The organism is Thalassospira sp. GB04J01 (assembly GCF_000751115.1).
Classification (GTDB): domain Bacteria; phylum Pseudomonadota; class Alphaproteobacteria; order Rhodospirillales; family Thalassospiraceae; genus Thalassospira; species Thalassospira lucentensis.
This window is the reverse complement of the sequence record NZ_CCDX020000011.1, coordinates 77,595-100,143: the sequence shown is the minus strand read 5'-3', so window position 1 is coordinate 100,143 and position 22,549 is coordinate 77,595. Positions and strand designations below refer to the sequence as shown.

The window sequence follows — 22,549 nt, the reverse complement described above, 5'->3', positions numbered from 1 at the left end:
AGGTCCGTATAGCCCGTATCTAGTAACCTTCATGGCGTTTGTCTCGGGCTTTATGGCCGAAAACGCGTTTAACCGCATTCAGGATGCAGGCCGAAAATTGTTTCCGGGGGCATATGGATGGCCGTGGTCCCGGTTCAGTTAAGCCGGGTGGGTAGAGGGATTGCTGGTTTATCACGCCCAGATGCCAGATCAAGTGCCGCCAACGCACTGTTTCGCGCGGGGGCAATATCAGCCAGATCAACCGCCTCAATCATATGGCGATTGATTTTCTCGGCTGAGGGGGCAGGGTGATTGGTCCAATTGATCCAGTCTGAGGAGATGTAGTTCTAGATCGCCATAATCAATCAGATTTTGTAGTAAGGATTAGAGAACCGTCACGGAAGCTGGCAGCAGATGAAAAGTTCGTTCCGATTTGATCTATGATTTCTTTAATTACGATTTTCTTGCGCTGGCTTAATTGCCTTCGAGTTAATACTTGTTCAGGACCTGTCCAAGGAGCTGACATGACATCTGCATGGTTTGGTTTATCTGGTAGTGCGGTGTCGTAGATACAACACAAACGCTTACCCTCAAGGTATCGGACGGATCGAGCATCAAACGAGACTATCCCTTCGAGTTTGCGTTCTTTAGATTCCCATCTTGGGCGAAGTTGTTTGATCGTAAGCTCAAACTCTGAATTTGACGCTGTGTTACGTAATACACTTAGGCCATTAAGTGCTACTTGATTCATGAATAAAGGATTTATGTGCCCGCTCTCGGTTCTTCCATCTGGAGTAGGAACCAAATAGTTTAAGGTTTCCTCATCTAGAACAGGACCGGGGGAGTTTTCAGATGCGCGGTATTTTTCACATCCGCAGGGCTCGGATGTGCATTTGTTAACTTCATTAACCTTGTCTTCAGTTGCAGATAATGCCGCTCTGCACGCCTCACATGACATTTAGCCTACTTTAAAATTTTAGCCGCTACGGTTACAAAATTAATTCCATTGACTAGTACATCGTCTCCAAATGATTCTTGTTTGTCTTTTACAACGTACCAAGAGATCAGCTCTGGAGCGTCAATGGTTAGGTGCAGGTATATGTGGTCATTGTACAGAGAAAACCCGGGGCAACCTTCTGAGTCGACAGAGAAACTTGGTCTTAGATGGCTATCTAAATAGCTGAATCCAAGTGCTAAAAATTCTGCGGTCGTTAAAGATGCGTTCTCTGGTGCTGGAGCCAATGCTCCGTCCCAACCGTCTTTGAGGTGTTTGTGCGCGTTGATGGCTTCCAAGCAATTGTTCAGCCAAGTATCGCGGTACTGAATCATCGATAGTGGATCAAAATCAGTATGCTGCGTTGGGTTCGCCGTTGTTGAGTTTTCTGAAATCTGAACACTTTGGTCGACTACTAACTCATAGGGTTCCGACTTTGTCGAACGTGCACTAATTAAAAAATAATGGTCAGGAGGGTTTTGAATTGAGTTCATGGAATTAATGTAAGTGCTTGATGCTACCTCACCTATTTCTCTAGTAAGAGTTATACTGTCTGCGGTAAGGTAGCTTTCGCTTTTTATTGAAAAATTCAGTTGAGGCATATTCATTCACCTGAATTTAAATTGATCATTTCTGAAGCACTGGGCGTTAGAACTTGCGACAACAAGTGCTTCATCTCGTCGTGTATTTGGTCAAAACGCTTTATTAAACTCAATGTGTTTAATTCATCTCTTTCTGCATCTGTCCGAGTTTGATCGTGAACCATTGTATATATACCAACACTGGGTTGATCAGTAGCTGTAGGTGAGTTTATGCTAATCAAGTCAATATTAACATTTATTAACCGTCGACCAAAATTTTTTGTCTCAAACCAACCAACATGATTATGCCATTCTCGGGAAAATTGTCCTGCCGCCTTGATTGAGAGTTCACTATCGGACTTCAATAGTTTTTTGATGTCTAGGTCATCCCAATTTCCTTGCCAGAAAAAACGATCCCAGTATTCGAGTTTGATTGAGGAAACGTTTGTTGCTTTATCAAACTCGCTTAATAATGGTTCAGTGCTTTTCTGAAAGTCTTGCCTAAAATTTTTCCAACGCAGGTATTGTTTAGTTCCCCAAACTATAGCGTCTGGTAACACATGTAGTTGTACAACATTGTTTTCTGACGAGAACTGCGTTGGACCATGACCGTCAATTGGAGAGACCTTACCAGTCGCCACATCAAACTGAAATCCGGATGGTTGCTGACCTTGCACAAGCCCATTAGCAGTTAAAAGCGGGGTCGCACTCTCTAGCAATTGACCAAATACTTTCTTTGGCAGCTGATCGCCAAATGCAACCGTTGCCGCACATTTTTCAATTGCATGAGATTTATATATGGGGCGGAATTCAGGCATCTTCCTCGCAGTTCAAAGTTTGAGCGGCATCAACTAACTTTTGCTAATAATATTTTTTGCACGAATTTAGAAAATTTTTTCATTCTCTATTCCCATAAAGCGTGCATACAAATACATTTGTTATAAGGACGATACCGGAATGGTTTTGTGAAATCCATCGTTAATCGTGAGATAAAATTTTGCCTTGTTTTTGGTTCGCTTAAGAGACTTGCAGGGGGGACATTTATTCGCCTTGTTCTCATGGGATTGTCCAGCATCACGACGAAATCTGAAGTGATATTTAACGAGCACAGGCCGAATAAAGAGGTCGATTTTTTCATGTGTTTGTATCAGATCAAAGTTAATTTCATAGTTTCTCTATTCGGTGGAGATACCTTTTTAAGGTTGTAGGTAACGCTGAGATTAGTTTAATACGCGAAAACCGGTGCCGTAGGCACCGGTTTTCGAAAAGTTTAAGCAAGCAAAAGATTTAGGTTTACCCGTTCGTCCCATACCGTGGCGCATTGCGCTGGGCGTTGGTGGCGGACTCGGCATAGGCTTGGCTTGCCTGTGCGGTCTGGGTGACCTGCGATTGCAGGACCTGCTCGTCACGTTCCGGGGTGATGTTGGCGGCTTCTTCTGACGGGCTGCTGTTATAAAGCTCGGTCAGGCGCTGCTCGATGGATTTAAGGCCTTCGTTCAGGCGGTCTTCGGTTTCGGTGATGTTGCCGTTGATTTGCTCATTCAGCGCACCAAGGCCTTCAAGGAACTCACGCGCATCATCAAGGCCGCGTTTAATGCCTTCGCTGGCCTTTTCGAAAATCTCGCGGGCTTCGCCTTCGGTATCGGAATTCGCCGCAATCAAATCACCAACACGGGCCAGAATACGATCAGCCACGGCTTCGGGGGTGTAATCACTGGGATCGGCACCCTGAATGGAAATGCCGGTTGACGACAGGCTTTCATTGATCGCCGCGACGATCTTATCAGCCGATAAAAGATTGGCCGATTGAGAGGACAGGGAAACCGATGTCGCGGCCGCAAAGGCCGAGGTGCCGTTGTTCCCGGTTTTGTCCGCGTCACTTTGACCGGGCAAATACGATTGCGCCGAGCGCGAAGAAGCGCCGGTTTGCTGGGACGTCAGGCCGCCAATGGTGATATCCATATTCGTCCTCCCTGGACGAGAGCGTTGAAAGCTGTGCCACACGACTGCACGTGGACCCAAGCACCGATGCGCACGCCAAATCCGTGCACAATCAACGACTTGGTAAATACCAACCCCTAATATGGCATGGATGGGGGTAAAAATCCAGTGGTGTTGCGAAATTTCGGGTTGATGGGTCTGCAATGCCGCCCTGCATTTAAGGTGGGGATCGCTTCAAGCGATGGTGCGGGGATGGGGTGTGAAATTAACAGTATTTGCGCCGATTTCATGTGATCTGATGTTGCACAGCGGCCAAAGCCCGCTTATGAACACAGGTTCAGATTTATATGTAACCCAATTTGGTATGGCAGGCGCGCCTTTATGATCCGCGCCCGAGGCCAACAAACGGGACCCGATAGGCAGGAGTTGAGTGAGCGTGGCGAACTATCAGGAAAGTGCGCAGGAATTCGAAAAGCGCTGGCAGATATATTGGCGCGAAAACGATACCTATCGCACGCCAAATCCCGGCGATGCCGATTTTGACGCGTCCAAGAAGAAAAGCGTCATCCTTGATATGTTCCCCTATCCAAGCGGGGTTGGCCTGCATATCGGCCATCCGCTGGGCTATATCGCGACCGATGTAAAGGCCCGCTTTGAGCGCATGCGCGGCTATAACGTGCTGCATTCCATGGGGTTTGATGCCTTTGGCCTGCCGGCTGAACAATTCGCCATCCAAACCGGCCAGCATCCGCGCATCACCACCGAAGCCAACATTGAAAATATGCTGCGTCAGCTCCAGGTCATCGGCCTTGGCCATGATCCGCATCGTCGTTTTGCCTCGACCGACGTTGATTATTACAAATGGACGCAGTGGATTTTCCTGCAACTTTTCAACAGCTTCTATGACCCGACGGTTGAATGGAAAGGCCCGCAAGGCCAGACCATTTCAGGCCGTGCGCGCCCGATTGCCGAACTGCGCCCGCTTTTGGAATCTGGCGAATGGTTGCTTGACGAAGATGGTGTTCCGCAACCCAAAGCCGTGATTGGCGATGGGACCAAGGCCGAAGGGGCGGAAATTGACCGCGCAATTGATCGCGGGCGTCTGGCCTATGTCGATGAAGTGCCGGTCAATTGGTGCCCGATGCTGGGCACGGTATTGTCGAACGAAGAAGTCACCAATGACGGCAAATCCGAACGCGGGGATTACCCGGTTTATAAACGTCCGCTCAAACAGTGGATGTTGCGCATTACCGATTATGCCGACCGTCTGGTCGGTGATCTGGAAGGGCTTGATTGGCCCAACGGCGTTGTTGAAATGCAAAAGGGCTGGATCGGGCGTTCGGTTGGCGCGCGCGTCAACTTCCCGGTCACACTGACCAGCGGGGATGCCGACAAAATCGCGGTCTATACCACGCGGCCCGACACCATCTTTGGTGCGACCTATATGGTTCTGGCCCCGGAACATCCGTTGGTCGATAAGCTGACCAGCGCAGACGCCAAGGACGCGGTCGCGGCATACCGCGAACAGGTGAAATTGGCCGGGCCGGTGTCGTCCAAGGACGAAGCCAACCGTGAAAAAACCGGCGTGTTTATTGGCGCACACGCCACCAATCCGGTGACCGGCGAAGACATCCCGGTCTGGATTGCCGATTACGTCCTGATGGGCTATGGCACGGGTGCTATCATGGCGGTTCCCGCCGGTGATCAGCGCGATTTTGAATTTGCCCATAAATTCAACCTGCCGATCAAGGCGACCACCAAGCCGTCCGATAGCTGGCTGCGCGCCAATGCACCGGCGGACACCGATGACCTTGATGATGCGGCATTGCTGGCCCTTTATGAAACGGCACCGGGGCAATTTAAGATCGCCCAGACCGACACCGGCGATACGATCAATTCCGCCAATGACGAAGTATCGCTGAACGGGCTTTCGACCCCGGATGCCAAGGCGGCGATCATTGACTGGATGGAAGCCAAGAATATTGGCCGGGGCCGGGTGCAGTATAAACTGCGTGACTGGCTGTTTTCGCGTCAACGCTATTGGGGCGAACCGTTCCCGGTGCTGTTTGATGAAAAAACCGGGCAGGTGCATGGTGTGGCAGAGGCCGCTTTGCCGGTTGTCTTGCCCGAAATGACCGATTTCAAACCGCAATCAAACGAAGATCCCAACTCGGAGCCAGAACCGCCCTTGGCACGTGCCAAGGACTGGATGGCGGTGACCGGGATTGTGCTTTCCGATGGTTCGGTTCTGCCGGTTGATGCGGCTGTGGGTTCCACCCATACCCATGATGGTGCGGAATACGAAGTGCGCGCCTTTAAACGCGATGCCAACTCTATGCCCAACTGGGCGGGGTCGTGCTGGTATTACCTGCGCTATTTCGATGCCAACAACACGGATGCCTTTGCGTCTGATGCGGCGGCGGCTTATTGGGCCAACACCACCGATGACAAGGGTAATCCGAAACCCGGCGCGGTTGATCTTTATGTTGGCGGGGCGGAGCATGCTGTGCTTCATCTGCTGTACTCACGTTTCTGGCACAAGGTCCTGTTTGACCTTGGCCATGTGGGCACGCCTGAGCCGTTCCAGAAACTGTTTAATCAGGGCATGATTACCGCCGATGCCTATACCGATGCGCGCGGCGTTTATGTTGATATCCATGACGTTGAAATGCGTGATGTCGATGGCAAAAAGCAGCCGTTTAACGCCAAAACCAACGAAGCCCTGACGACGGTTCCGGGCAAGATGGGCAAGCGTTATAAAAACGGCATTCCGCCCGAAGAAATCTGCGATCAATATACGATTGATACCTTCCGGACATACGAGATGTATATGGGGCCGCTTGATAGCTCCAAACCGTGGCAGTCCGATGCGATTATCGGCATGATGCGGTTCCTCTCCAACGTCTGGAAAGTCACCACCCAGATGGAGCGCACCGATGCGGTGGATGGCAAGATCGAAACGATCCTGCATAAAACCATCGCCAAGGTGACCAAGGACGTGGCCGAGCTTCGCCATAACACCGCGATTGCCGCCTTGATCGAACTGACCAATGCGTTGACCAAACAGGATGCGGTGCATGATGATCATGCCAAGGCGTTGGCATTGATGATGGCCCCGTTTGCCCCGCATCTGGGCGAGGAGCTTATGAGCCGCTTGGCCGCCGATGAATTCGGCACCAAAAAATCGGTGATCAAGTTTGATTGGCCGGAATTTGATGCCGAAAAAGCCAAGGACGACGAATTTGAAGTCCCGGTTCAGATCAATGGCAAAAAACGTGCATCGGTAATGGTCGCAGCAGGTGCCGATCAGGCAACGGTCGAAGCCCTTGCCAAATCAGACGAAAACATCGCCCGCCATCTTGAAGGCAAGGAAATCGTCAAGGTGATTTATATCGCCAAGCCGACCCCGAAATTGCTCAATATCGTGGTCAAGGGCTAAGTCCCTTACTGCGATCGGTTTTCAAACAGGGCGCGTTGATATGACGCGCCCTGCTTTGTTTACCGGGTCTTGTTGGAGCCGGACGCAACACAGTCCTTGCGCTGGTTTTGCACCGGGATGTCGCGTTCAAGAAGCGACAAGTCGGGCACAACGTCATCTCGTCCAAAAAGGGTTGCCAACGTTCCGTCGCACAGCATGTCATAGAGCGCCAGATTAAAGACTTTCTGGTTCTCAATGCCCTGTCGGTTGGCCTGAAACAGGGGGAATATATTTTCCGTTGTGACCGAGACATCCGCGATATCAATCACATCGGAAAGACCCAACTGATCGCGCAGATGAAAGCCCGAGAACTTTTCAAGGATCGCGGCGTCAAGTCGGCCATTGGCAAGCATGCGCAAAAGCGACTGATCATTGGGGGCGCGTTCAAAATTAACCCCCGCAAGATTGGTGATGGCGGGGGGATAAGGGTAGGCCGAAAGGCCAACATTGTGTCCGGCCAGATTGTCAGGATGTTGAAGGCTGTCCGCAGGAAAGTAACCTGATTTATAGAAGATCAGGTTTTCGCGCAGGTAAAAGGGCACGGATGCCAGTGATACCGGCAGGGCGGTCAGTGACGGGAAGGCGCCCAAGGCATCATAGTCGCCAGATACAAAGGCCTGAACCGCGCGACGAGGGGGCGCAACGTCAATCACGATGTCCTTATCCGTGCGCTTGGCGATTTCCTGATACATCTCGATGAAAAATCCCTCGGTCGGGCCTTCGGCCATCAGCGGGATATAGGGCAGGACAATGCGCACCGGGGTACTGTCTGCGCGGGCACCGTGGATGCCGACGCCAAGGCAAAAAACAGCCATGAGAATGATGGAAGATAATTTTCGCATGAGCAACGGATTGATTTTCCAAAGATTTATTCTATCACATATTTTTTTGATTCCTTAAAGCAGTTTGGGCTTTGCTCTTTTATTGACGGGTATGGCCAGTCTGGCTAGAAGTCAGTCAGACTTCATTTCAAGGGTTGAGCAATGAGCCATGGACGCAAGATTTCTGTTATCGGGTTGGGCTATGTCGGGTTGCCGGTTGCGGTGGCTTTTGGCACGGCCATCGGGCGTACCGTTGCCTTTGATATTAACACATCCCGCATTGAACAGCTGAAAGCCGGTCATGATGCCACCGGCGAAGTTGACGCGCATGAGTTGGCGGCAGCCGATCTTTTGATCAGCGATGATCCGCAGGATCTGGCGAAGGCTGATTTCCATATTGTCACCGTGCCAACCCCGATTGACAGTTCCAACCGCCCCGATCTTTCCCCGCTTCGTTCGGCCTCAAAAACCGTTGGCGCCATTCTTAAAAAGGGCGACATCGTTGTCTATGAAAGCACGGTTTATCCCGGTGCGACCGAGGAAGAATGCGTGCCGATCCTTGAAAAGATTTCCGGGCTGAAATCGGGCACTGATTTTACGGTTGGCTATTCGCCTGAACGGATCAATCCGGGCGACCGCGAACATCGCTTTACGACGATCACCAAGGTTGTATCGGGTCAGGACAAGGCGACCCTTGATATTGTGGCGGATGTCTATGGCAGTGTTGTCACGGCTGGTATTCACAAGGCGCCGACGATCAAGGCAGCCGAGGCTGCCAAGGTGATTGAAAACACCCAGCGTGATTTGAATATCGCGCTGATGAATGAATTGTCGCTGATCTTTGACCGTGCGGGCATTGATACCCGTGATGTGCTTGAAGCAGCCGGGACCAAGTGGAATTTTCTTAAATTCACGCCGGGGCTTGTCGGCGGGCATTGCATCGGGGTGGACCCCTATTACCTGACCCATAAATCCGAAGAACTTGGCTATTACCCGCAGGTGGTTCTGGCCGGCCGTCGGGTGAATGATGGCATGGGCGAGGTTGTTGCCAATAAAGTCATCCGCGCGTTGCTGCGTGAAGGGGCAACCAAAAACCCGACCGTGACTGTGCTGGGCCTGACCTTTAAGGAAGATGTGCCAGACATCCGCAATACCCGCGTGATTGACATCATCCGTGAGCTGGAAGATGCCGGCATCACGGTGCAGGTCCATGACATACATGCCGACAAGGCTGAAGTCGCGCATGAGTTTGATGGCCTGGAGCTTTATGGCGACAATGACCTCAAACCGGCCGATGCGCTGGTGCTGGCGGTATCGCATAAGGAATATGTCACCAAGGGCTGGCCACTGGTGCAAAGCCTGCTGAAAGATGGCAGGGGATTTGTTGCTGATGTGCGTGCTGTTTTGCCGCGTGATGGGGTGCCGGCTGATATCGACCTTTGGCGTCTGTAGACCGATATAATCGGCGTGATTATTCACTTTTGGTGAAGAGTAAGCTCGCGCTGCAGTTTCTTGGTTAGTCCTTTGAAAACAATGCGGTGCGAACTTTCGATGTGACTTTTAAGGTCGTCATCGGCAAGGTCCGGTATGTCGTAATGCTGGATCCATTTCATCCCACGCGACGCCAGATACGGTGCCGGTCGCAAACCGGGTTGATCCTTTAGGACCTCATAACCGATTTCAGATGTCTTGAAAGTGATGCCCAGCGTATCGGTTTTGGTCCAGCCGCCGATGGCAAAAACCTTGCCGCCCACCTTCCAGACATCCGCACCACCCCATTGCACAACATGGGTTGCATGGGGCAGGGATTTGCAAAAATCATTGAACTCGTCACGGGTCATTTTTGTCGGGTCCTTCTTTTGGGGCAGGTTCCATTTTACAGACTCTACCCATAACGCCGCAGATATCACGTGCAAAACGATCCATGGTGAAATCGGTTTGGCACATGAAGCCTGCGGCCTGTGCCATGGTATATGTTTGGTCGGGGCTGTCGATGGCCTGCTTGATCGTGTGTGCCAATTTGTCAGGATCATCGGGCTGACATAACCGCCCGGTTTCACCATCACGGACAAATTCGGGCAGGGTGGCGATATTGCTGGTGATCACCGGTACACCGGCGGCCATGGCCTCCAGCACAACAAGCGGCTGGGCCTCGTTGGGGTAATTGCTGGGAAAGACAAACAGGTCGGTCGTTTCAAACAATGCCATGCGCTGATCCGCATTGACTGCCCCGTGATAGGTCGCGATGTGCGCAATCGCATGTTCGGACAGAAGGTGCTTGAGTTTCTGTGCGGTAATGTCGCCCGGCGCACCGGCAATGTCGAGTGTCACCGCAACACCGTCTTTGATCAGTAGTGCAGTGGCTTTGAGCAGGGTTTCAATGCCCTTGGCGCGAAACAGGTTAGAGAGATAGAGCAGCCTGACCGGTTGGTGTGCCGTCCACTTTGCGGTGCCTTGGGGCGCAAAAGTGCGAGTGGGTAGGGCGTTTGGTATAATGACCTTGGTGCAGGGCAGGCTGTCAACTTCATCCATCAATCTTGAGCCGAGCACAATCGCGGTTTGATTGGCGAAAACCAACCGTTGCAGTCGGGCAACCCCTCGGTTTTGACCCATCGCTGCCAAGCCCCGTCCGTGCAGATGCAAGATCGCCGGAACGCCAAACAGCTTGGCCAGCAGGACATAAAGACAATCGCGGTAAAAGGCGGCACCTGACGGGGCAAAGCAGATGTAAAATGCCTTGGCGCGGGGCAGGAGGAAGCCCAATTTAACCAGCAACCACAGGGCAAGGGCGACTTTGCGGCATGAGAATTTTGCAATACCGCCAAGGTCTTTGCCAAAGCGCAGTTCAATCAGTGTCAGGTCCGAGCAACGCGCAAGTGCGTCAACCGCCTGCAGGTTCATTACCGCAGCACCATGCATGGGCGGGGGGAGTTGGACCATGGCAATGCATTTTGGTTTGGATGTCGGCGCTGAAAACGGTAGGTCGCGGATTTTATCGCGATAGCGTGCGAGAACCTGATCACGGGTGTGGTGATAGATTTCGGGATCAATCCTGGCAAAGAACCGGGTTTTGGGATCAAGGTTGCGATCAATGACCTTTGCGCGGAGCTGGACGATTTTTGCCTCGGCCCGTGCGATCGCGCGCAGGTAAAAATCAAGATCGATGCAACAGGCAAGATCAGGATCATATCCCCCCGCCTGTTCCCAAATTGATTTATCAAAGGCCAGTGTTGAATGGTGCAGCGGGTTGCCGCGATAGAGGCGTTTGGCTGAAATATGTCGATGGGGCAGTGGCCAGAGCCAAGGTCGATCAGATGTGGCGCAGCCAAACACCAAGCAGTCGGGATGGGCCATGAGAAATGCTGTTTGGGTAGCCAACCGACCGGGCCGGGAAAGATCATCAACATCCTGAATGGCAATCAGATCGGTTGGGGCGGCTTTGATGGCGATGTTCAGCGCCGCACCGCGCCCGATCTTGCCCTGCGTGATCAGGGTGAAACGCGGGTCTTGCGCAAGATATTCCGGCAACCGCAATGGATATTTAGAGCCATCATCAAAGATTACCGCAAAATCCTGATCGCGTAAAGTCACCGCAAGGTTGGCAAAAAACCGATCACGAAAACAGTCGCCATCGCGGATGGTGGTGATGACGGTGATGGCATCAGGCATCGTCGGTCCCCCAGCATATGCGCAACGTGACGTGATCGGTGTGGGGCGCGATAACCCTGCGGGCAAGCCCAGCAGCGGTGAAGTGGTTTGTCTCATCTATGACAAGGTCACGATCCGCATGGAATGAGATGCCTAGGTCCGGGGCGTGAAGCTGCTGTTGTGAGATATGCACCAGCTTTACGTCGTGATGCACCAGCAGTCGAAGCAGATCGCATTTGGTGGCGATCTTGTCGGTGATGGTGATTTGGGTGTCCTCAAACGTGATGGTCCGTTGTCCCGAAACTCCGGCCAGTTTGAAATTAATTCGGACGGTGTTTTTGGTTCTGGATGCTTTGCAAATTTGCGCGAAATACTTGCCGTCCGAGGTCGCTGGAAGGGGGATGGACGCCGGGCCATACAGGCTGGGTGTATCTTCTTCGCCTCCGGTTGGTGCGAACAGCAAGGATGCGGTGTTTTCCGCGCCGAACAGCACAACCGGGCAGGGGGTGAGATCGAAACTGTGTGTGCCGCATAGACACATCTGCGCCTGATAGGTGGCGTTTGAAAAGATTGCGATGGGTGCCGCTTTTAACTCTGGGGTCGTTGGCTGAGGTCTTGGGGCTGTCGGGGTGGTCGCAATCTTCAAAAGCCAATAGCCCGCAAACGCCAGATAATCATCATGGCGGTTATAGTTGTACCAGCCCGGTGTCTTCGGGTTGGCTGGTCCCGGATCATCGGGTAGGTCTGCGGTGGAAAACAGATTAAGCGGCAATGTCCCGGTCGTGAGAAATGCGTTTTCAAGCCGAAACAGGACCGCGTCGGCTTGGGTCTGGAACCCGTGTTCCGAGAGTGCGTATAACGCACACACCGCACCAAAATTTTGCCCGGCCCCGCGCCCCAGAAGGTTTGCATAGCCATGATCACCAGAGAGCTCGGCAATCAGCGTGGTGGCCTTGGCGGCAATGATGCTGTGGGCGGCTTCGGGGCTGTCGGTCAGAAGGGCGGCGCAAAAGGCATGATATTGACCGGAAAAACAGGTCGGCCGATCCCAGAAAAACGGGGCGCGCCAATAGCGCAGGCGGATGAAGGCCCAATGTAGCCAGTTGATGAGTTTCCGGTTTTTGCCAGCACCCTTTTTTAGCGAGAGATGCCGGTTGATCATGCCAAGCACCTGCCAATTGGCAACGTCTGGCGATTGGGTGGGGGCGGTGCGCAGGATGGCGTTAAGACGTTTGTCAGAAAGGCCCGGTATTTGCCGGAGGCCATATTCGATAAATTCGCGGTGGTAGCGCGGGGTTTGCTGTTCGGCTTCAAGGGCGGATAACGCGACCTCGATCTGATGCGCGTAAAGTGCTGGGTCCAGTTGTGCCCATAGGGCGGCGGCAAAGGCGGGAGCGTAAAAGCTGTGTTGCTCGAACGTGCCATCGGGTTGTTGGCGTTCGGCAAGCTGATCGGCAATCAGCCTTGCAAGGCGTTGGCTGCGTTCGGCCATGCTGGTGCGTGTTACAGGAAGCGACATGTCACCCCCAGCGACAGCGTTTGACCGGCCAAAACAGTGTTGAGCGGGATGGCCTGAATTTCGGGGCAGTGCCGCCCCAACCGTTCGCGCAATCGCCAGAGCAGTTTTTGACCGCCGGGCATGTCCCACAGCGCACGGGCCAATGGATCGGGAGCCGACAGGGTGAAAAACCGGTTGGCCCAGCGTAGCCAGACGTGATCGACCGGGTTTATCGGCAACAACCGTGCATGCACAATCCAGTGATCACCGCGATCACGTAAATAGAGATACGGCGCAAAGCGCCCCGCACCGTCAAACGTATCGAGCGTGATGATGATCTCACTGCCATCTGTGCCAACGAGGCGGACGTCGCGTGCCTGACTTAGTGGGAAAAGACGGTACTTGTCACTGTCGCGATGCTGGTAGGTTTTTCCGGCGATTGCGCCGAGGGCAATGGAATGCTTGTCAAACACCATGCGCAAAACGGCGTCTTGCAGCGGTGCATCGTCAAGGGCGGTGAATTGGGTGTGGACGGTGATGGTTGTGGGGTCGGTTTGGGCTGTGTGCAACCTTGTTTGCCAGCGACCTTGGCGGAACTGCCAGATGTCATTGGAGAGGCGGGCGTTGCGCGGCGTATCGGTCAGGGTGGCGAAGGAATGCCGGTCGGAAAATTCGATCCCCCACGTGCCAAACGTGATGGCGCCAAACTGCCCGGATATCAGACGGTGATTGCGGATATCTATTTGAAGCTGGGTCATGATGGCATCACCCGCCGCAGGTATTTCAGCCCACTGACATAAAGTAGTGCAAGGAGCAAAGCCAAACGGACTTGCATTAAAATAACGGTATCACTTGCCTGTGACGGTGCCGGGAGGAGAGCTGCGCTTAAGATCATGCCGCACAGGCACAGCCAGCCGACCCACATAGCGGAGGGGTGTTCCTGCAATATTAAAATCTGCCGACTGAGCAGAGCCAGGAGGATCGGCCAAATTGCGCCAGTTTGAAGAAGGGTGATGAGCGCGTCGCTTGGTTTGGCATAGATCAGCGCGGCAACGCCATCGGGCCATATCCAGAGGGTCAAACTTGCCGCCACCATTGGTGCGATTAACCAGATATCGCGCAGATGTCCGGGTTGCTGTTTGGCAAAGAGTGCACCGGAAATGGCCGCTAAAAATGCTGCACAGATCAGGAAAATGCGCTGGGCGAGAAACAGCGTGGTGTCGGAACTCAGCAAGACAAAATCGAGATTGGGTAAAACACCCGCAAGCAGGGTAAAGCCGATCATGCCAAAGCAGGATTGTTGTGACAGAGCCGCATGTTCGGGAGGCTCGGTTGTGCGATCCTTTGCCGGGTTAAAGGCAAAAATGATTGAGGAAATCAAGCTTGCGACCGATATGGCCGGGGCAACGGCAAACAGCAAATCGGGGTTACTGGCATGTGCCGCCCATGCCGCCATTCCGATCCCGGCCATCTGGGCAATCAACGCAATCATATTGATCCGGGAAAATTCGGTTCGGGCGGAGATGATCCAGTCTGGTGACAAGGCCGCCGTGATGGGCATCAGCAAAAGTGGCCCGTATTGCGAAAGGGTGTCGGTGCCCATTTCAACGATGATCCAAAGGATGGCACCCAGAGCAATTATCGCGCGCAAGACAACACAGGCCATGGCCCACCGGAGATTTCCGGCTTGCTGTAATCGGATTAAAAGCGGTCCGGTTCCGACCTGTGCCGCCGTAACGCCAAGCCCGACCACAGCCAGCATCGCGAAATAATCACCAAGCTGGTTGGCTGCAAACCCATGACCAAGGATCAAAAGAATGATCATGCCGCCCGCGCGTGCGGTCAGATTGGCGGCAATCAGCCACAGCGGATAAAAAAGCGGATAGAGGCTGTGCGCGATCCTATCCATGGCGGGTCAGCAGTGTGTCATAGGCCATCTCGACCCGGTTGCCATAGCCGGTTTCAAGCATGTTCTTGATCTGGCTGCGAGCGGCCTGGGCAATGTTTTGTCGCATCGCGGGGGTGGTGATCAGGGCCGAGACGGCGGTGGTCAATGCCCCCGGATTGCGCGGCGGTACAATCAGGCCGCTTTGCTGGTTGATCACCGGGCTTCCAGCATCAAAGGTGGTGACGACGGCACAGCCTGCGGCCATGGCTTCAAGGGTTGCCAGGCTGCTGCCTTCTGACAGGCTGGGAAAAACAAAAATATCCGCACCGAGCAAATGTTGGGCAACCTCGTGTGAGGACCGCCGCCCAAGCCAGTCACAGCCATCAGGAAGGTCTTTGACCAACGCCTGTGCGCAGGGCTGGACCGGACCAATAAGGGTCAAACTGATTCGACCTCGAAACTCTGCGTGCAATGCCCGCCATGCGTCCAGCAACGCCGCGATGCCTTTGGCGATGGAAATATTGCCAACATACAGCAGCCGGACAGTTGCATCCGTTCGCGTAGGTCGTTCCTGCTTAACAAGCGTCTGACAAAGGGGCGACATAAAGGGGATGTGAAAGATTTTATCGGGAGAGATGCCACACTTCAAAAGCCCGTCGATGACTGCATCGGAGGGGGCAAAAACAGCATCGGCGAAATGAGCCTCGGCAACCCGGCGACGTGCAAGAAACCGGGAAATCTCGCGATATGCGCGGCCATGAGCTTGATATTCGTCGGCAAGCTGTTGCGCGCGGATCGGGGCAAGCTGGCCGGTTACATCGGCGATTGTGATCATGCCGTTTTGCTGGGCGCGTCGCATGGCGGGCAGGCTGTAATTCCCTTGACCGTGCAGGATGCGTGCCTTTGGCACATGGGATGCGGCCAATAGCGACAGGGGGATATCGGAATAAAGGTTATGGGCCGGCAAGTGCAGTGTTCGCGCCGCTTTGCCCAAAAGATCGGGGATCAAATGACGGCCCGCAATATCGGTCAAAATCGGGTCCACTTTGCGCGCGGTTGGACATATCACGCCCTGCCCATCATGGCGCCAGAAACTGTCCCATCGCGCCAGTCGGTTGTTTTGGGCCAGATGCGTGGCAAGAACGGCAAACTGATCGACCCGCCCGATCATCCAGATATCGGGGGCGGTGTGGCGGCGGTGTTGAACCGGTTTTGGGGTGTTTATCATGCCGTATCTCGCGACCGGCTTCGTGCGGCAAGGACAGCCTGCCAGATCGAGCGCGCGTGATGGTCGGCTGTATTGGTGGCAATGCTGGCCGATTGTGCGGTGCGTATGTGATCCCATTTTCCCGGGTTGGTGAGTAATTCCTCGCAGGCGGTAGCCCAATCTGAAGCGGTGTCGGGTGGAAGGATTTGGTCAGATGCCAAAACATCCGGTGCACAGCCGACCGCATCGCTCGCAAGGACGAGGGCACCACATGAAACCGCCTCGACCACGCCAACGCCGTAGGCATCATTGTGGCTGGGAAACAGGCAGATTTTTGCCTGTGTCAGGAAATCCGGCAAGTGTTCGGGCGGCACGAATGGGTGAATGTCGGTGATGTCCGATAGCCCGTATTCTGCGACCTTTCGTTCGGCCTTTGAGATATTAAGCGCGCCGACAATCCCGACCTTCGTGATCGCCTTCCTGACTTTGAGCATCCGGGCTGTTTGAAGAAACGTTTCAAAGCCCTTTGCGGTGGTCGTGCGCCCGCACCACAGAATGTCAAACGGGCGGTGGGTAAAATCAGGGATGGCTTTTGGTGGGGCAAAGGATGTTGGGATCGGGCTAACCGTGATCAGGTCCGGGGGAACGCCAAATGTTTCGAACCAGTCTTTGCCGCGGGAACTGGCGGCGATAAAACCGCTGGCTTGTTTGATCATGTTTTGGCGCAAGGCCCGCCGAACCCTGTTGTCATAGGCGGCATCGGATCCCCGCCAGCCATCAAACAACACAACGGTTGGTATGGCGTGGTTTTTTGCCCAGCGTTGTGCACGCCACATGGTTGGGCCAAAGCCCGACAGGATCAGAACATTCGGGGCGGTGCGGGCAAGTTCACGCGTCACGCCAAAGTTAAACGAAAGCCTGCGGTTTTCCCCAAGCGGGATGCGAAATGCCGACAGGGAACAGCAGCTCAAGGGGGCGCTTTGTCGCGCCCAAATGTGTTGGGTTTCGTCGACGTCCGTACAGATAACATGGCATGTTCCGCCAACCGATTTGGCACGTTCTGCCAGAAGGCCAAAAGCCGCCCGACGGTAAGGGGGGACAAGGTTGGTCAGCAGCGTCACCTTCACCGAACTCTTTACCCCAAGATGCTGATGTTGCTGACAACTCAATCATAAGTTATTATCCATATCAATGATTTAAACGCAGAATTTGGGACAGGTTCGCGGTCCGGATAGAACGATAAAAAACGCATCCGGGTTTCACAGGGGTGGTGAATGGTATTGGCGACGTCGGCGTTCTTTGGCCTCAAGCTTGACCTGCGCGCACAGGAAAAACTGTGTGACGATATCTGTGACAGGTTGAAAAATCGGCCTCAAGATGGATGTTTTCGCCATCAATGCCTGAACGCGGTGAAATTGCCGCAGGCCCAAAAACATGCTGAACTTTACCACGCATTGCAGAACGCAGATTGCCTGTCGCCGGATGGTATGGGGATCGTCTGGGCGGCGCGTTTGATCGGAATTCCCGTCGGTCAGCGTGTCACGGGGATTGACCTTATGACGGCGTTGCTGCCGCGATTTGCGAAGTCGGGGACGCGTGTTTTCCTGCTTGGGGCCAAGCCCGATGTTGTTGAAACCCTTTGGAATACACTTCCCATTCAGTATCTCGGGCTTGTGATTGCCGGGGTTCATCACGGGTATGAGCCCGATGATGACAAGCTGGCGGCGGTGATCAGGCAAAGCGGTGCGGATGCGCTTTTTGTCGCCTTGCCATCACCGCGTAAGGAGCTTTTTGTCGATACCATCGCGCCCAAAACAGGATGTCGGTTTGCCATGGGGGTTGGCGGTGCATTCGATGTGCTGGCGGGTGAAGTGCACCGCGCGCCGGTGATCTGGCAAAATGCGGGCTGGAATTTTTGTGGCGCATTTTGTGTCAGCCGCGCCTGATGATGCCGCGCTATGTGCGGGGGTTGGCGGGATTTGGTAAAATAATCGTCCCAGCCGTCCTTGGATATCATGCCGACAGGTTGCGTAAATGGTCGGGTGTGATGGTTATGGCATTGACTGTTATGGGCATGGCAATGAGTGGAATTGTTCAAAACCCGACCGCATCCGCAGCCTCTTTGCCGGGATCAACCAGCCAAACTCCCGCCGCGCTTAATCAACAAGACACCCGCGCATGGATTGAGCAGCGATTATCAGAGATTGCGACGACGGATGATCTTGATGCCATGATCAATGACATTCTGGGCATGCTGATCGGGCAGGATACGGATACGCAAGGGGCGACTGGGAAAACATTGGCAACGTCGGACTGGGATGCCGTTGATGAGGCGATCAAGGCGCTTTTGGTGGTGTTTGAAACCGTTCTTAAAATGTCGGGCGCAAACAGCTTTTTGATCGAAGCGGTCATTGGCGGGGTGATCGGGCATTTGTTTGACATCCACCCCGAACCGGAAGGGTTTGCCAGAATGGTGGACTTAACCACCCCGGGTTTGAGTGCCCGGATGTTTGGCAACCGGAATACGATCCTGTTTGACAGCGAAATGGTTTCCCGGCCGAGAATGACCATCCAGCCCGGCACTGAGCCGGTTTCACGCCAAACCACCGCGCCTGATAGATTCAAATTCGCGCAGCCATCGCTTTATTTCATTCGTCCGGTCAATCGTGGCTTTGCCGGGGAAACGTCATCCTGGGGGACGGCGGAGCGCGAAGAAAATATCTTTGATTTCGTCTCGGAGGATGCCAGTCCGCGATGACAGGAACCCCCAACAACCCAAATCAATATGCTCCACGATTTGACCCGTCTTTGGGCGATCTTGTTGCGATCATGTGGCAGCGTCGTGGTGTGACGCTGTTGGCGTTTGTCGTGATCCTTTTGAGCGGGCTGATTACGGTGGGACAATGGCAGTCAGAATACAGGGCGGTGGCCGAAGTTGGCCTTACCCTCCCGGTTGACGTGCCGCAACCAAGTGCGATCCAAGCACAACCGTCGCGAACAGGACAGGTAACGGCACAGGAAATCGAAACCCTGATTGCTGAAATGAAAAGTCAGGATGTTTTATCAGCCGCCCTTGCGGTTTTGCGCGGTGATGATGTCTGGAACGCGGGGCAATCGCCATCCACAATCTCCGAAACCACAATGATTGATACGCTTCGCGCCGGGCTTGAGGCCAACCGTATTGGTAATGCGGCGGTGCTTGAGGTCAGTTATCACAGCATATCCCCCGATCTTGGCCAGACTGTTTTACAGACAATTATTGAAAGCCATGTCTGGTGGCGTGAAGGACGGCAAAAACAATATCTGCGCCACCGGGCACAGGAGGTCGAGGCACAATATCAAACAGCACAGGCCGAACTTGCCAAACGCGAAGAAACTCTGACCAGCTGGCAACGCGATGCCGGGGTTCTTGATGAGCAAGAAAGCAAAATGATGCTGGCGCGCATCTATGCACTTGATGCGCAGGCCGAAGAAATCGGGCATGAATTAATCGCCGCCCGTGTTGCACGCGATCACGGTGCGGATTTGCAAAAACTGTCCGACCTTCTGGCGATGCCAGACGTGGCAGGCAATCCGATTGTCAGCCAGTTGGCGAAACGGTTTGATGAGTTGCGCTCCGAATATGTCACACTGGATCAACGCTACGGCCCAAAACACCCGGTTATGCAAAGCAAAAGCCGCGAACTTGATACACTTCATTCCGAGCTGTTTACTGCTGCGCGCAGTGCGGTGGACCGGGTTGTACAGCAACTTGATCTTAAGGTGGCGGGGGCATCGGGAAAGTTAAAACTTGTCACACAACAGCGCGATCAATGGCATGACCGCATGACAGAGCGCCATGACAGGATGCAGGGACAGGCGGCCTTGCTGCGTGCGGTGGAAATGGCCCGTGCAGATGTTCTGGAGTTGGGGCAAAAATCGCAAAGCCTGCAGCGTGATTTGGTGGCGTTTCGCGGGGATGTTGAAATCCTGCGTCCGGCGACGGCTGCGACAACCGCCGAGTTTCCCAATAAGCGCGACCTTGTGCTGATGGTGGTGTTCATTGCGATGTTCGGGTCTGTTGGTGCCGCCTTGCTACGTCATTATTTCGATCAGACCATTGACGATGGTTTTGACGCCGAAACCACGCTTGGCATCCATCTTTTTGCCAGCATACCCGATATGGAAAGCCCGGATGACGGGCAGGAAGCCATCGGGCATCTGGCGGTTTTAATGCGCATATTGCATCAGGAAAAAGCAACACCCGCCGACCATCGGCAAACCGCACAACTCATTGCGATGGGATCGGCCGTTACCGGAGAGGGCAAAAGCCATATTTCAAGATTGCTTGCCGGCGTTTTGGCCGGATTTGGGGGGCGGGTGTTGCTGATCAATGCCGATCTTCATGATCCGGGGCCGCTTGAAGCCGTTGGCGATGGCGGGCGGGATTTGACCGCTGTGTTGTCGGGGGATTGTGCGTTTGAGGATGCGATTATCGGCGGACAAGGTGGCGCTTATGATCAGCTTGGTCCGGCCTTTGCCGTGCCGGGGACGATGGCCACCCGTTTGATTGAAACACGGCTTGCCGATGTGCTGGCGAAGCTGCGTGATCGCTATGACCATATCATCATTGATACACCGCCGATCCTTTCGGTTGCCGATGCGATCGTTGCCTTCAGGCAGGCCGATGTCGGGCTGTTTGCCGTGCGATGCGGATATAGCAAACGGCGCGACATTGCCGATGCCATCAATCAGTTGCGCGCTGTTGGGGTGCGGCCAAACGGGGTGGTGATGAATGGTGCACGTCCAAGGGTGGCCTATGGGGCTGTGCCATCCTCAATCGCCCCGGTGGAGCGTACGTCATGACAATAAACGCGGGTGCATGGTCGGTGGCGCGGGGCTGTTTGCTGTGTCTGGCGGTATTGCTTGTTGTGGTCGGGGTGGTGCGAGTTCATCAGGAAATCGGTGCAGGTGCATCGGTTGAAAACCTGCGAGACGGTTTTCGCAACGCCAACGGCTTTGGCGCGCAAGCCGATATCACGTCATTGCGCGGAGCCATGCTTTCCGGGGATCGCGTGCGGATCGTGGAACAGGTATCCGCACAGATGAAAGGCGCTCCGTTTGATCCGGTCTTGATGGCACTTGATGCCCGGATCGGGGCGAAAGACCTTCGGACTATGGCCGCACAGCTTGATCGCGCGTACCAGATTGCGCCGCAAAACCAGATGGTCCGTGCCCTTCGCGATGGCGCCTTTCACCAACTTGAGAACAGCCCGCCCAGACAAGCCCGATGGGCAAAATAAGGGCGGGCAAGGTGATGATCCAATCGACCGATGCACTTAGAACAAAGATGGTTGTGATGGTCCCAAACAGCGCCTTTTGCGGTGGGGTGCTTAACCCGCGCCAGATTTTAAAACCGGCAAAAAGGGTGGACAAAACCAAACAGGCCATCATTGGCAGACCAAGCGTGATCGCCCCGTCGAGCCAGATGTTATGGCTGCTAAACCAGTGGGCGTTGGCGTTAAGCCCCGGTGTTGCGAAATGACCCAGAACAAGCGCGATACTGCCCGGACCATAACCCGTGATCGGACGGGCCATGATGGCATGAACCCCGCTTGCCCACACATCATCGCGCTGGATCAGGTCATATCGGGCGAGCTCTATAAAGCGGGTGGTAAATTCCGGGGTGGCCAGTGCGACAAAGACGATACCGAACATAAAGACCCCGATTGGGATCAAGATGCGGTGCCATGCAGGACTGTCGCGCATCTGCATCACCGCAAAGACAGAGAGGCTGCAAAGCGCAATAACAAAGCCGCTGCGCGAATGGCTTTGGAGCAGGGCAAAGGCAAAGATCATGGCAAGGGCCAGCCATCCGCCCTTTTGATCGAGCACCTTGCCAAGGCGCACTTGTTGCTGCCCGCCAAAGCAATAAAGACTGGCAAGAAGGCCAAAGATCATCAATGTGGCAAAGGCGTTACGGTTGGCAATGCTTCCGGTCCAGTCGCCGATATGGGCGGTTTTGGTAAACCAGAATGTCGTTTGCCATCCTGCGATCTGGTCCAGCGTGGCAAGCCCGACCTGAAGGGCGGCGGCACATGCCGTCGTGATGCAGACCTGTTTGATAAAGCTGTGGGGGTCTTTGCGCGCAAGCAAGGATGCCAGCGTCAGGGTTGCGATAAACCACAGGATATCGGCCGCTGTGCTGTGCCATGCGGTGGGGTAAAGGGCGATGTGATCGGCGTTAAATGGGGCGGCTTGCGTGGGCCAGATGGGCAGGGATTGCATGACCATCCAGCCCGCGACCAAACCCGCCATCAACCAGATGACGCGCAGATAACGCGGGAGATAGATCGGCATTTTCGCGCACAATGCCAAGATGCCAATCCCGGTCAGAACCGACAAAATCCCCATGGCCCATGGCCCATGGCCGCGCCCCGCCCAGCAACAGCGGGGCCAGAATGATTTGGGCCAAAAGACAAAATTGCGCCACCCGAAAGACCACTGGAAACACCGTACTGCGTCAATATGGTTT

General features: G+C 54.1%; 18 protein-coding genes. 5 read left to right on the top strand and 13 right to left on the bottom strand.

The window, feature by feature from the left end; genetic code table 11:
• Window positions 1-340 precede the first annotated feature (340 nt).
• The 4 genes from AMM48_RS22085 to AMM48_RS11280 form a co-directional block, all read right to left on the bottom strand.
• Window positions 341-937: a hypothetical protein gene (locus AMM48_RS22085; RefSeq protein WP_146030401.1), complete on the bottom strand. Its 597-nt coding sequence runs from the start codon at window positions 935-937 to the stop codon at window positions 341-343.
• A 5-nt stretch (window positions 938-942) separates the two neighbouring features.
• Complete coding sequence (locus tag AMM48_RS11295; protein WP_102784120.1) at window positions 943-1,575, bottom strand: hypothetical protein; 633 nt, start codon at window positions 1,573-1,575, stop codon at window positions 943-945.
• Between the two features lie 2 nt (window positions 1,576-1,577).
• The gene (locus AMM48_RS11290) at window positions 1,578-2,372 is read right to left on the bottom strand and encodes a TIGR04255 family protein (RefSeq protein WP_102784119.1); all 795 of its coding nucleotides are present in this window, start codon (window positions 2,370-2,372) and stop codon (window positions 1,578-1,580) included.
• Window positions 2,373-2,847: 475 nt separating this feature from the next.
• The gene (locus AMM48_RS11280; protein WP_101302173.1) at window positions 2,848-3,516 is read right to left on the bottom strand and encodes a DUF5610 domain-containing protein; all 669 of its coding nucleotides are present in this window, start codon (window positions 3,514-3,516) and stop codon (window positions 2,848-2,850) included.
• A gap of 415 nt (window positions 3,517-3,931) precedes the next feature.
• On the opposite strand from AMM48_RS11280, the gene AMM48_RS11275 reads away from it, so the two are divergent.
• Window positions 3,932-6,934, top strand: coding sequence for a class I tRNA ligase family protein (locus AMM48_RS11275; RefSeq protein ID WP_102784117.1), 3,003 nt, complete (start codon window positions 3,932-3,934; stop codon window positions 6,932-6,934).
• A 59-nt stretch (window positions 6,935-6,993) separates the two neighbouring features.
• On the opposite strand, the gene AMM48_RS11270 is transcribed toward AMM48_RS11275, so the two are convergent.
• Window positions 6,994-7,788: a transporter substrate-binding domain-containing protein gene (locus AMM48_RS11270; protein WP_158246463.1), complete on the bottom strand. Its 795-nt coding sequence runs from the start codon at window positions 7,786-7,788 to the stop codon at window positions 6,994-6,996.
• Window positions 7,789-7,956: 168 nt separating this feature from the next.
• Here AMM48_RS11270 and AMM48_RS11265 point away from each other — a divergent pair, with 168 nt between their 5' ends.
• Window positions 7,957-9,246 (top strand): nucleotide sugar dehydrogenase, encoded by a 1,290-nt coding sequence (locus tag AMM48_RS11265; RefSeq protein WP_102784115.1) that lies wholly within the window; start codon window positions 7,957-7,959, stop codon window positions 9,244-9,246.
• Between the two features lie 23 nt (window positions 9,247-9,269).
• Here the strand turns inward: AMM48_RS11265 and AMM48_RS11260 are convergent, their stop codons facing one another.
• From AMM48_RS11260 to AMM48_RS11230, 7 genes are read right to left on the bottom strand one after another with little or no spacing between them, the layout of a single operon-like run.
• A complete protein-coding gene (locus AMM48_RS11260) occupies window positions 9,270-9,635 on the bottom strand; it encodes an MmcQ/YjbR family DNA-binding protein (RefSeq protein WP_102784114.1) in 366 nt (121 codons plus the stop codon).
• Window positions 9,625-11,463, bottom strand: coding sequence for a glycosyltransferase (locus AMM48_RS11255; protein ID WP_158246462.1), 1,839 nt, complete (start codon window positions 11,461-11,463; stop codon window positions 9,625-9,627). The genes AMM48_RS11260 and AMM48_RS11255 overlap by 11 nt, the downstream gene beginning before the upstream one ends.
• On the bottom strand, window positions 11,456-12,961 hold the full coding sequence (locus AMM48_RS11250) for a hypothetical protein (protein ID WP_102784112.1): 1,506 nt from the start codon (window positions 12,959-12,961) through the stop codon (window positions 11,456-11,458). The genes AMM48_RS11255 and AMM48_RS11250 overlap by 8 nt, the downstream gene beginning before the upstream one ends.
• Entirely contained in the window at window positions 12,946-13,698 is a 753-nt protein-coding gene (locus AMM48_RS11245; RefSeq protein ID WP_102784111.1) for a hypothetical protein, read from the bottom strand. The genes AMM48_RS11250 and AMM48_RS11245 overlap by 16 nt, the downstream gene beginning before the upstream one ends.
• Window positions 13,695-14,849: a hypothetical protein gene (locus AMM48_RS11240; RefSeq protein WP_102784110.1), complete on the bottom strand. Its 1,155-nt coding sequence runs from the start codon at window positions 14,847-14,849 to the stop codon at window positions 13,695-13,697. Before AMM48_RS11240 ends, AMM48_RS11245 begins: the two co-directional genes overlap by 4 nt.
• Window positions 14,842-16,056 (bottom strand): glycosyltransferase family 4 protein, encoded by a 1,215-nt coding sequence (locus AMM48_RS11235; RefSeq protein ID WP_102784109.1) that lies wholly within the window; start codon window positions 16,054-16,056, stop codon window positions 14,842-14,844. The genes AMM48_RS11240 and AMM48_RS11235 overlap by 8 nt, the downstream gene beginning before the upstream one ends.
• The gene (locus AMM48_RS11230) at window positions 16,053-17,156 is read right to left on the bottom strand and encodes a glycosyltransferase (protein WP_158246461.1); all 1,104 of its coding nucleotides are present in this window, start codon (window positions 17,154-17,156) and stop codon (window positions 16,053-16,055) included. The genes AMM48_RS11235 and AMM48_RS11230 overlap by 4 nt, the downstream gene beginning before the upstream one ends.
• 153 nt (window positions 17,157-17,309) lie before the next feature.
• On the opposite strand from AMM48_RS11230, the gene AMM48_RS11225 reads away from it, so the two are divergent.
• The 3 genes from AMM48_RS11225 to AMM48_RS11215 all read left to right on the top strand — a co-directional run bounded on the left by AMM48_RS11225 (window position 17,310) and on the right by AMM48_RS11215 (window position 20,880).
• A complete protein-coding gene (locus tag AMM48_RS11225) occupies window positions 17,310-17,981 on the top strand; it encodes a WecB/TagA/CpsF family glycosyltransferase (protein ID WP_102784107.1) in 672 nt (223 codons plus the stop codon).
• 107 nt (window positions 17,982-18,088) lie between these two features.
• Entirely contained in the window at window positions 18,089-18,793 is a 705-nt protein-coding gene (locus AMM48_RS11220) for a hypothetical protein (protein ID WP_146030399.1), read from the top strand.
• Window positions 18,790-20,880 (top strand): tyrosine-protein kinase domain-containing protein, encoded by a 2,091-nt coding sequence (locus AMM48_RS11215; RefSeq protein ID WP_102784105.1) that lies wholly within the window; start codon window positions 18,790-18,792, stop codon window positions 20,878-20,880. The genes AMM48_RS11220 and AMM48_RS11215 overlap by 4 nt, the downstream gene beginning before the upstream one ends.
• Before the next feature lie 309 nt (window positions 20,881-21,189).
• On the opposite strand, the gene AMM48_RS11210 is transcribed toward AMM48_RS11215, so the two are convergent.
• On the bottom strand, window positions 21,190-22,428 hold the full coding sequence (locus tag AMM48_RS11210) for an O-antigen ligase family protein (RefSeq protein WP_102784104.1): 1,239 nt from the start codon (window positions 22,426-22,428) through the stop codon (window positions 21,190-21,192).
• Window positions 22,429-22,549: the final 121 nt, after the last annotated feature.

Bases quoted from the DNA above. Each gene is read 5' to 3' on its own strand.
- AMM48_RS11280 (WP_101302173.1), bottom strand. From the start codon at position 3,516: ATGGATATCACCATTGGCGGCCTGACGTCCCAGCAAACCGGCGCTTCT.
- AMM48_RS11245 (WP_102784111.1), bottom strand. From the start codon at position 13,698: ATGACCCAGCTTCAAATAGATATCCGCAATCACCGTCTGATATCCGGG.
- AMM48_RS11210 (WP_102784104.1), bottom strand. From the start codon at position 22,428: ATGGGGATTTTGTCGGTTCTGACCGGGATTGGCATCTTGGCATTGTGC.
- AMM48_RS11235 (WP_102784109.1), bottom strand. From the start codon at position 16,056: ATGATAAACACCCCAAAACCGGTTCAACACCGCCGCCACACCGCCCCC.
- AMM48_RS11265 (WP_102784115.1), top strand. From the start codon at position 7,957: ATGAGCCATGGACGCAAGATTTCTGTTATCGGGTTGGGCTATGTCGGG.
- AMM48_RS11240 (WP_102784110.1), bottom strand. From the start codon at position 14,849: ATGGATAGGATCGCGCACAGCCTCTATCCGCTTTTTTATCCGCTGTGG.
- AMM48_RS22085 (WP_146030401.1), bottom strand. From the start codon at position 937: ATGTCATGTGAGGCGTGCAGAGCGGCATTATCTGCAACTGAAGACAAG.
- AMM48_RS11215 (WP_102784105.1), top strand. From the start codon at position 18,790: ATGACAGGAACCCCCAACAACCCAAATCAATATGCTCCACGATTTGAC.
- AMM48_RS11270 (WP_158246463.1), bottom strand. From the start codon at position 7,788: ATGGCTGTTTTTTGCCTTGGCGTCGGCATCCACGGTGCCCGCGCAGAC.
- AMM48_RS11225 (WP_102784107.1), top strand. From the start codon at position 17,310: ATGGTATTGGCGACGTCGGCGTTCTTTGGCCTCAAGCTTGACCTGCGC.
- AMM48_RS11260 (WP_102784114.1), bottom strand. From the start codon at position 9,635: ATGACCCGTGACGAGTTCAATGATTTTTGCAAATCCCTGCCCCATGCA.
- AMM48_RS11220 (WP_146030399.1), top strand. From the start codon at position 18,089: ATGGCATTGACTGTTATGGGCATGGCAATGAGTGGAATTGTTCAAAAC.
- AMM48_RS11255 (WP_158246462.1), bottom strand. From the start codon at position 11,463: ATGCCTGATGCCATCACCGTCATCACCACCATCCGCGATGGCGACTGT.
- AMM48_RS11290 (WP_102784119.1), bottom strand. From the start codon at position 2,372: ATGCCTGAATTCCGCCCCATATATAAATCTCATGCAATTGAAAAATGT.
- AMM48_RS11295 (WP_102784120.1), bottom strand. From the start codon at position 1,575: ATGCCTCAACTGAATTTTTCAATAAAAAGCGAAAGCTACCTTACCGCA.
- AMM48_RS11250 (WP_102784112.1), bottom strand. From the start codon at position 12,961: ATGTCGCTTCCTGTAACACGCACCAGCATGGCCGAACGCAGCCAACGC.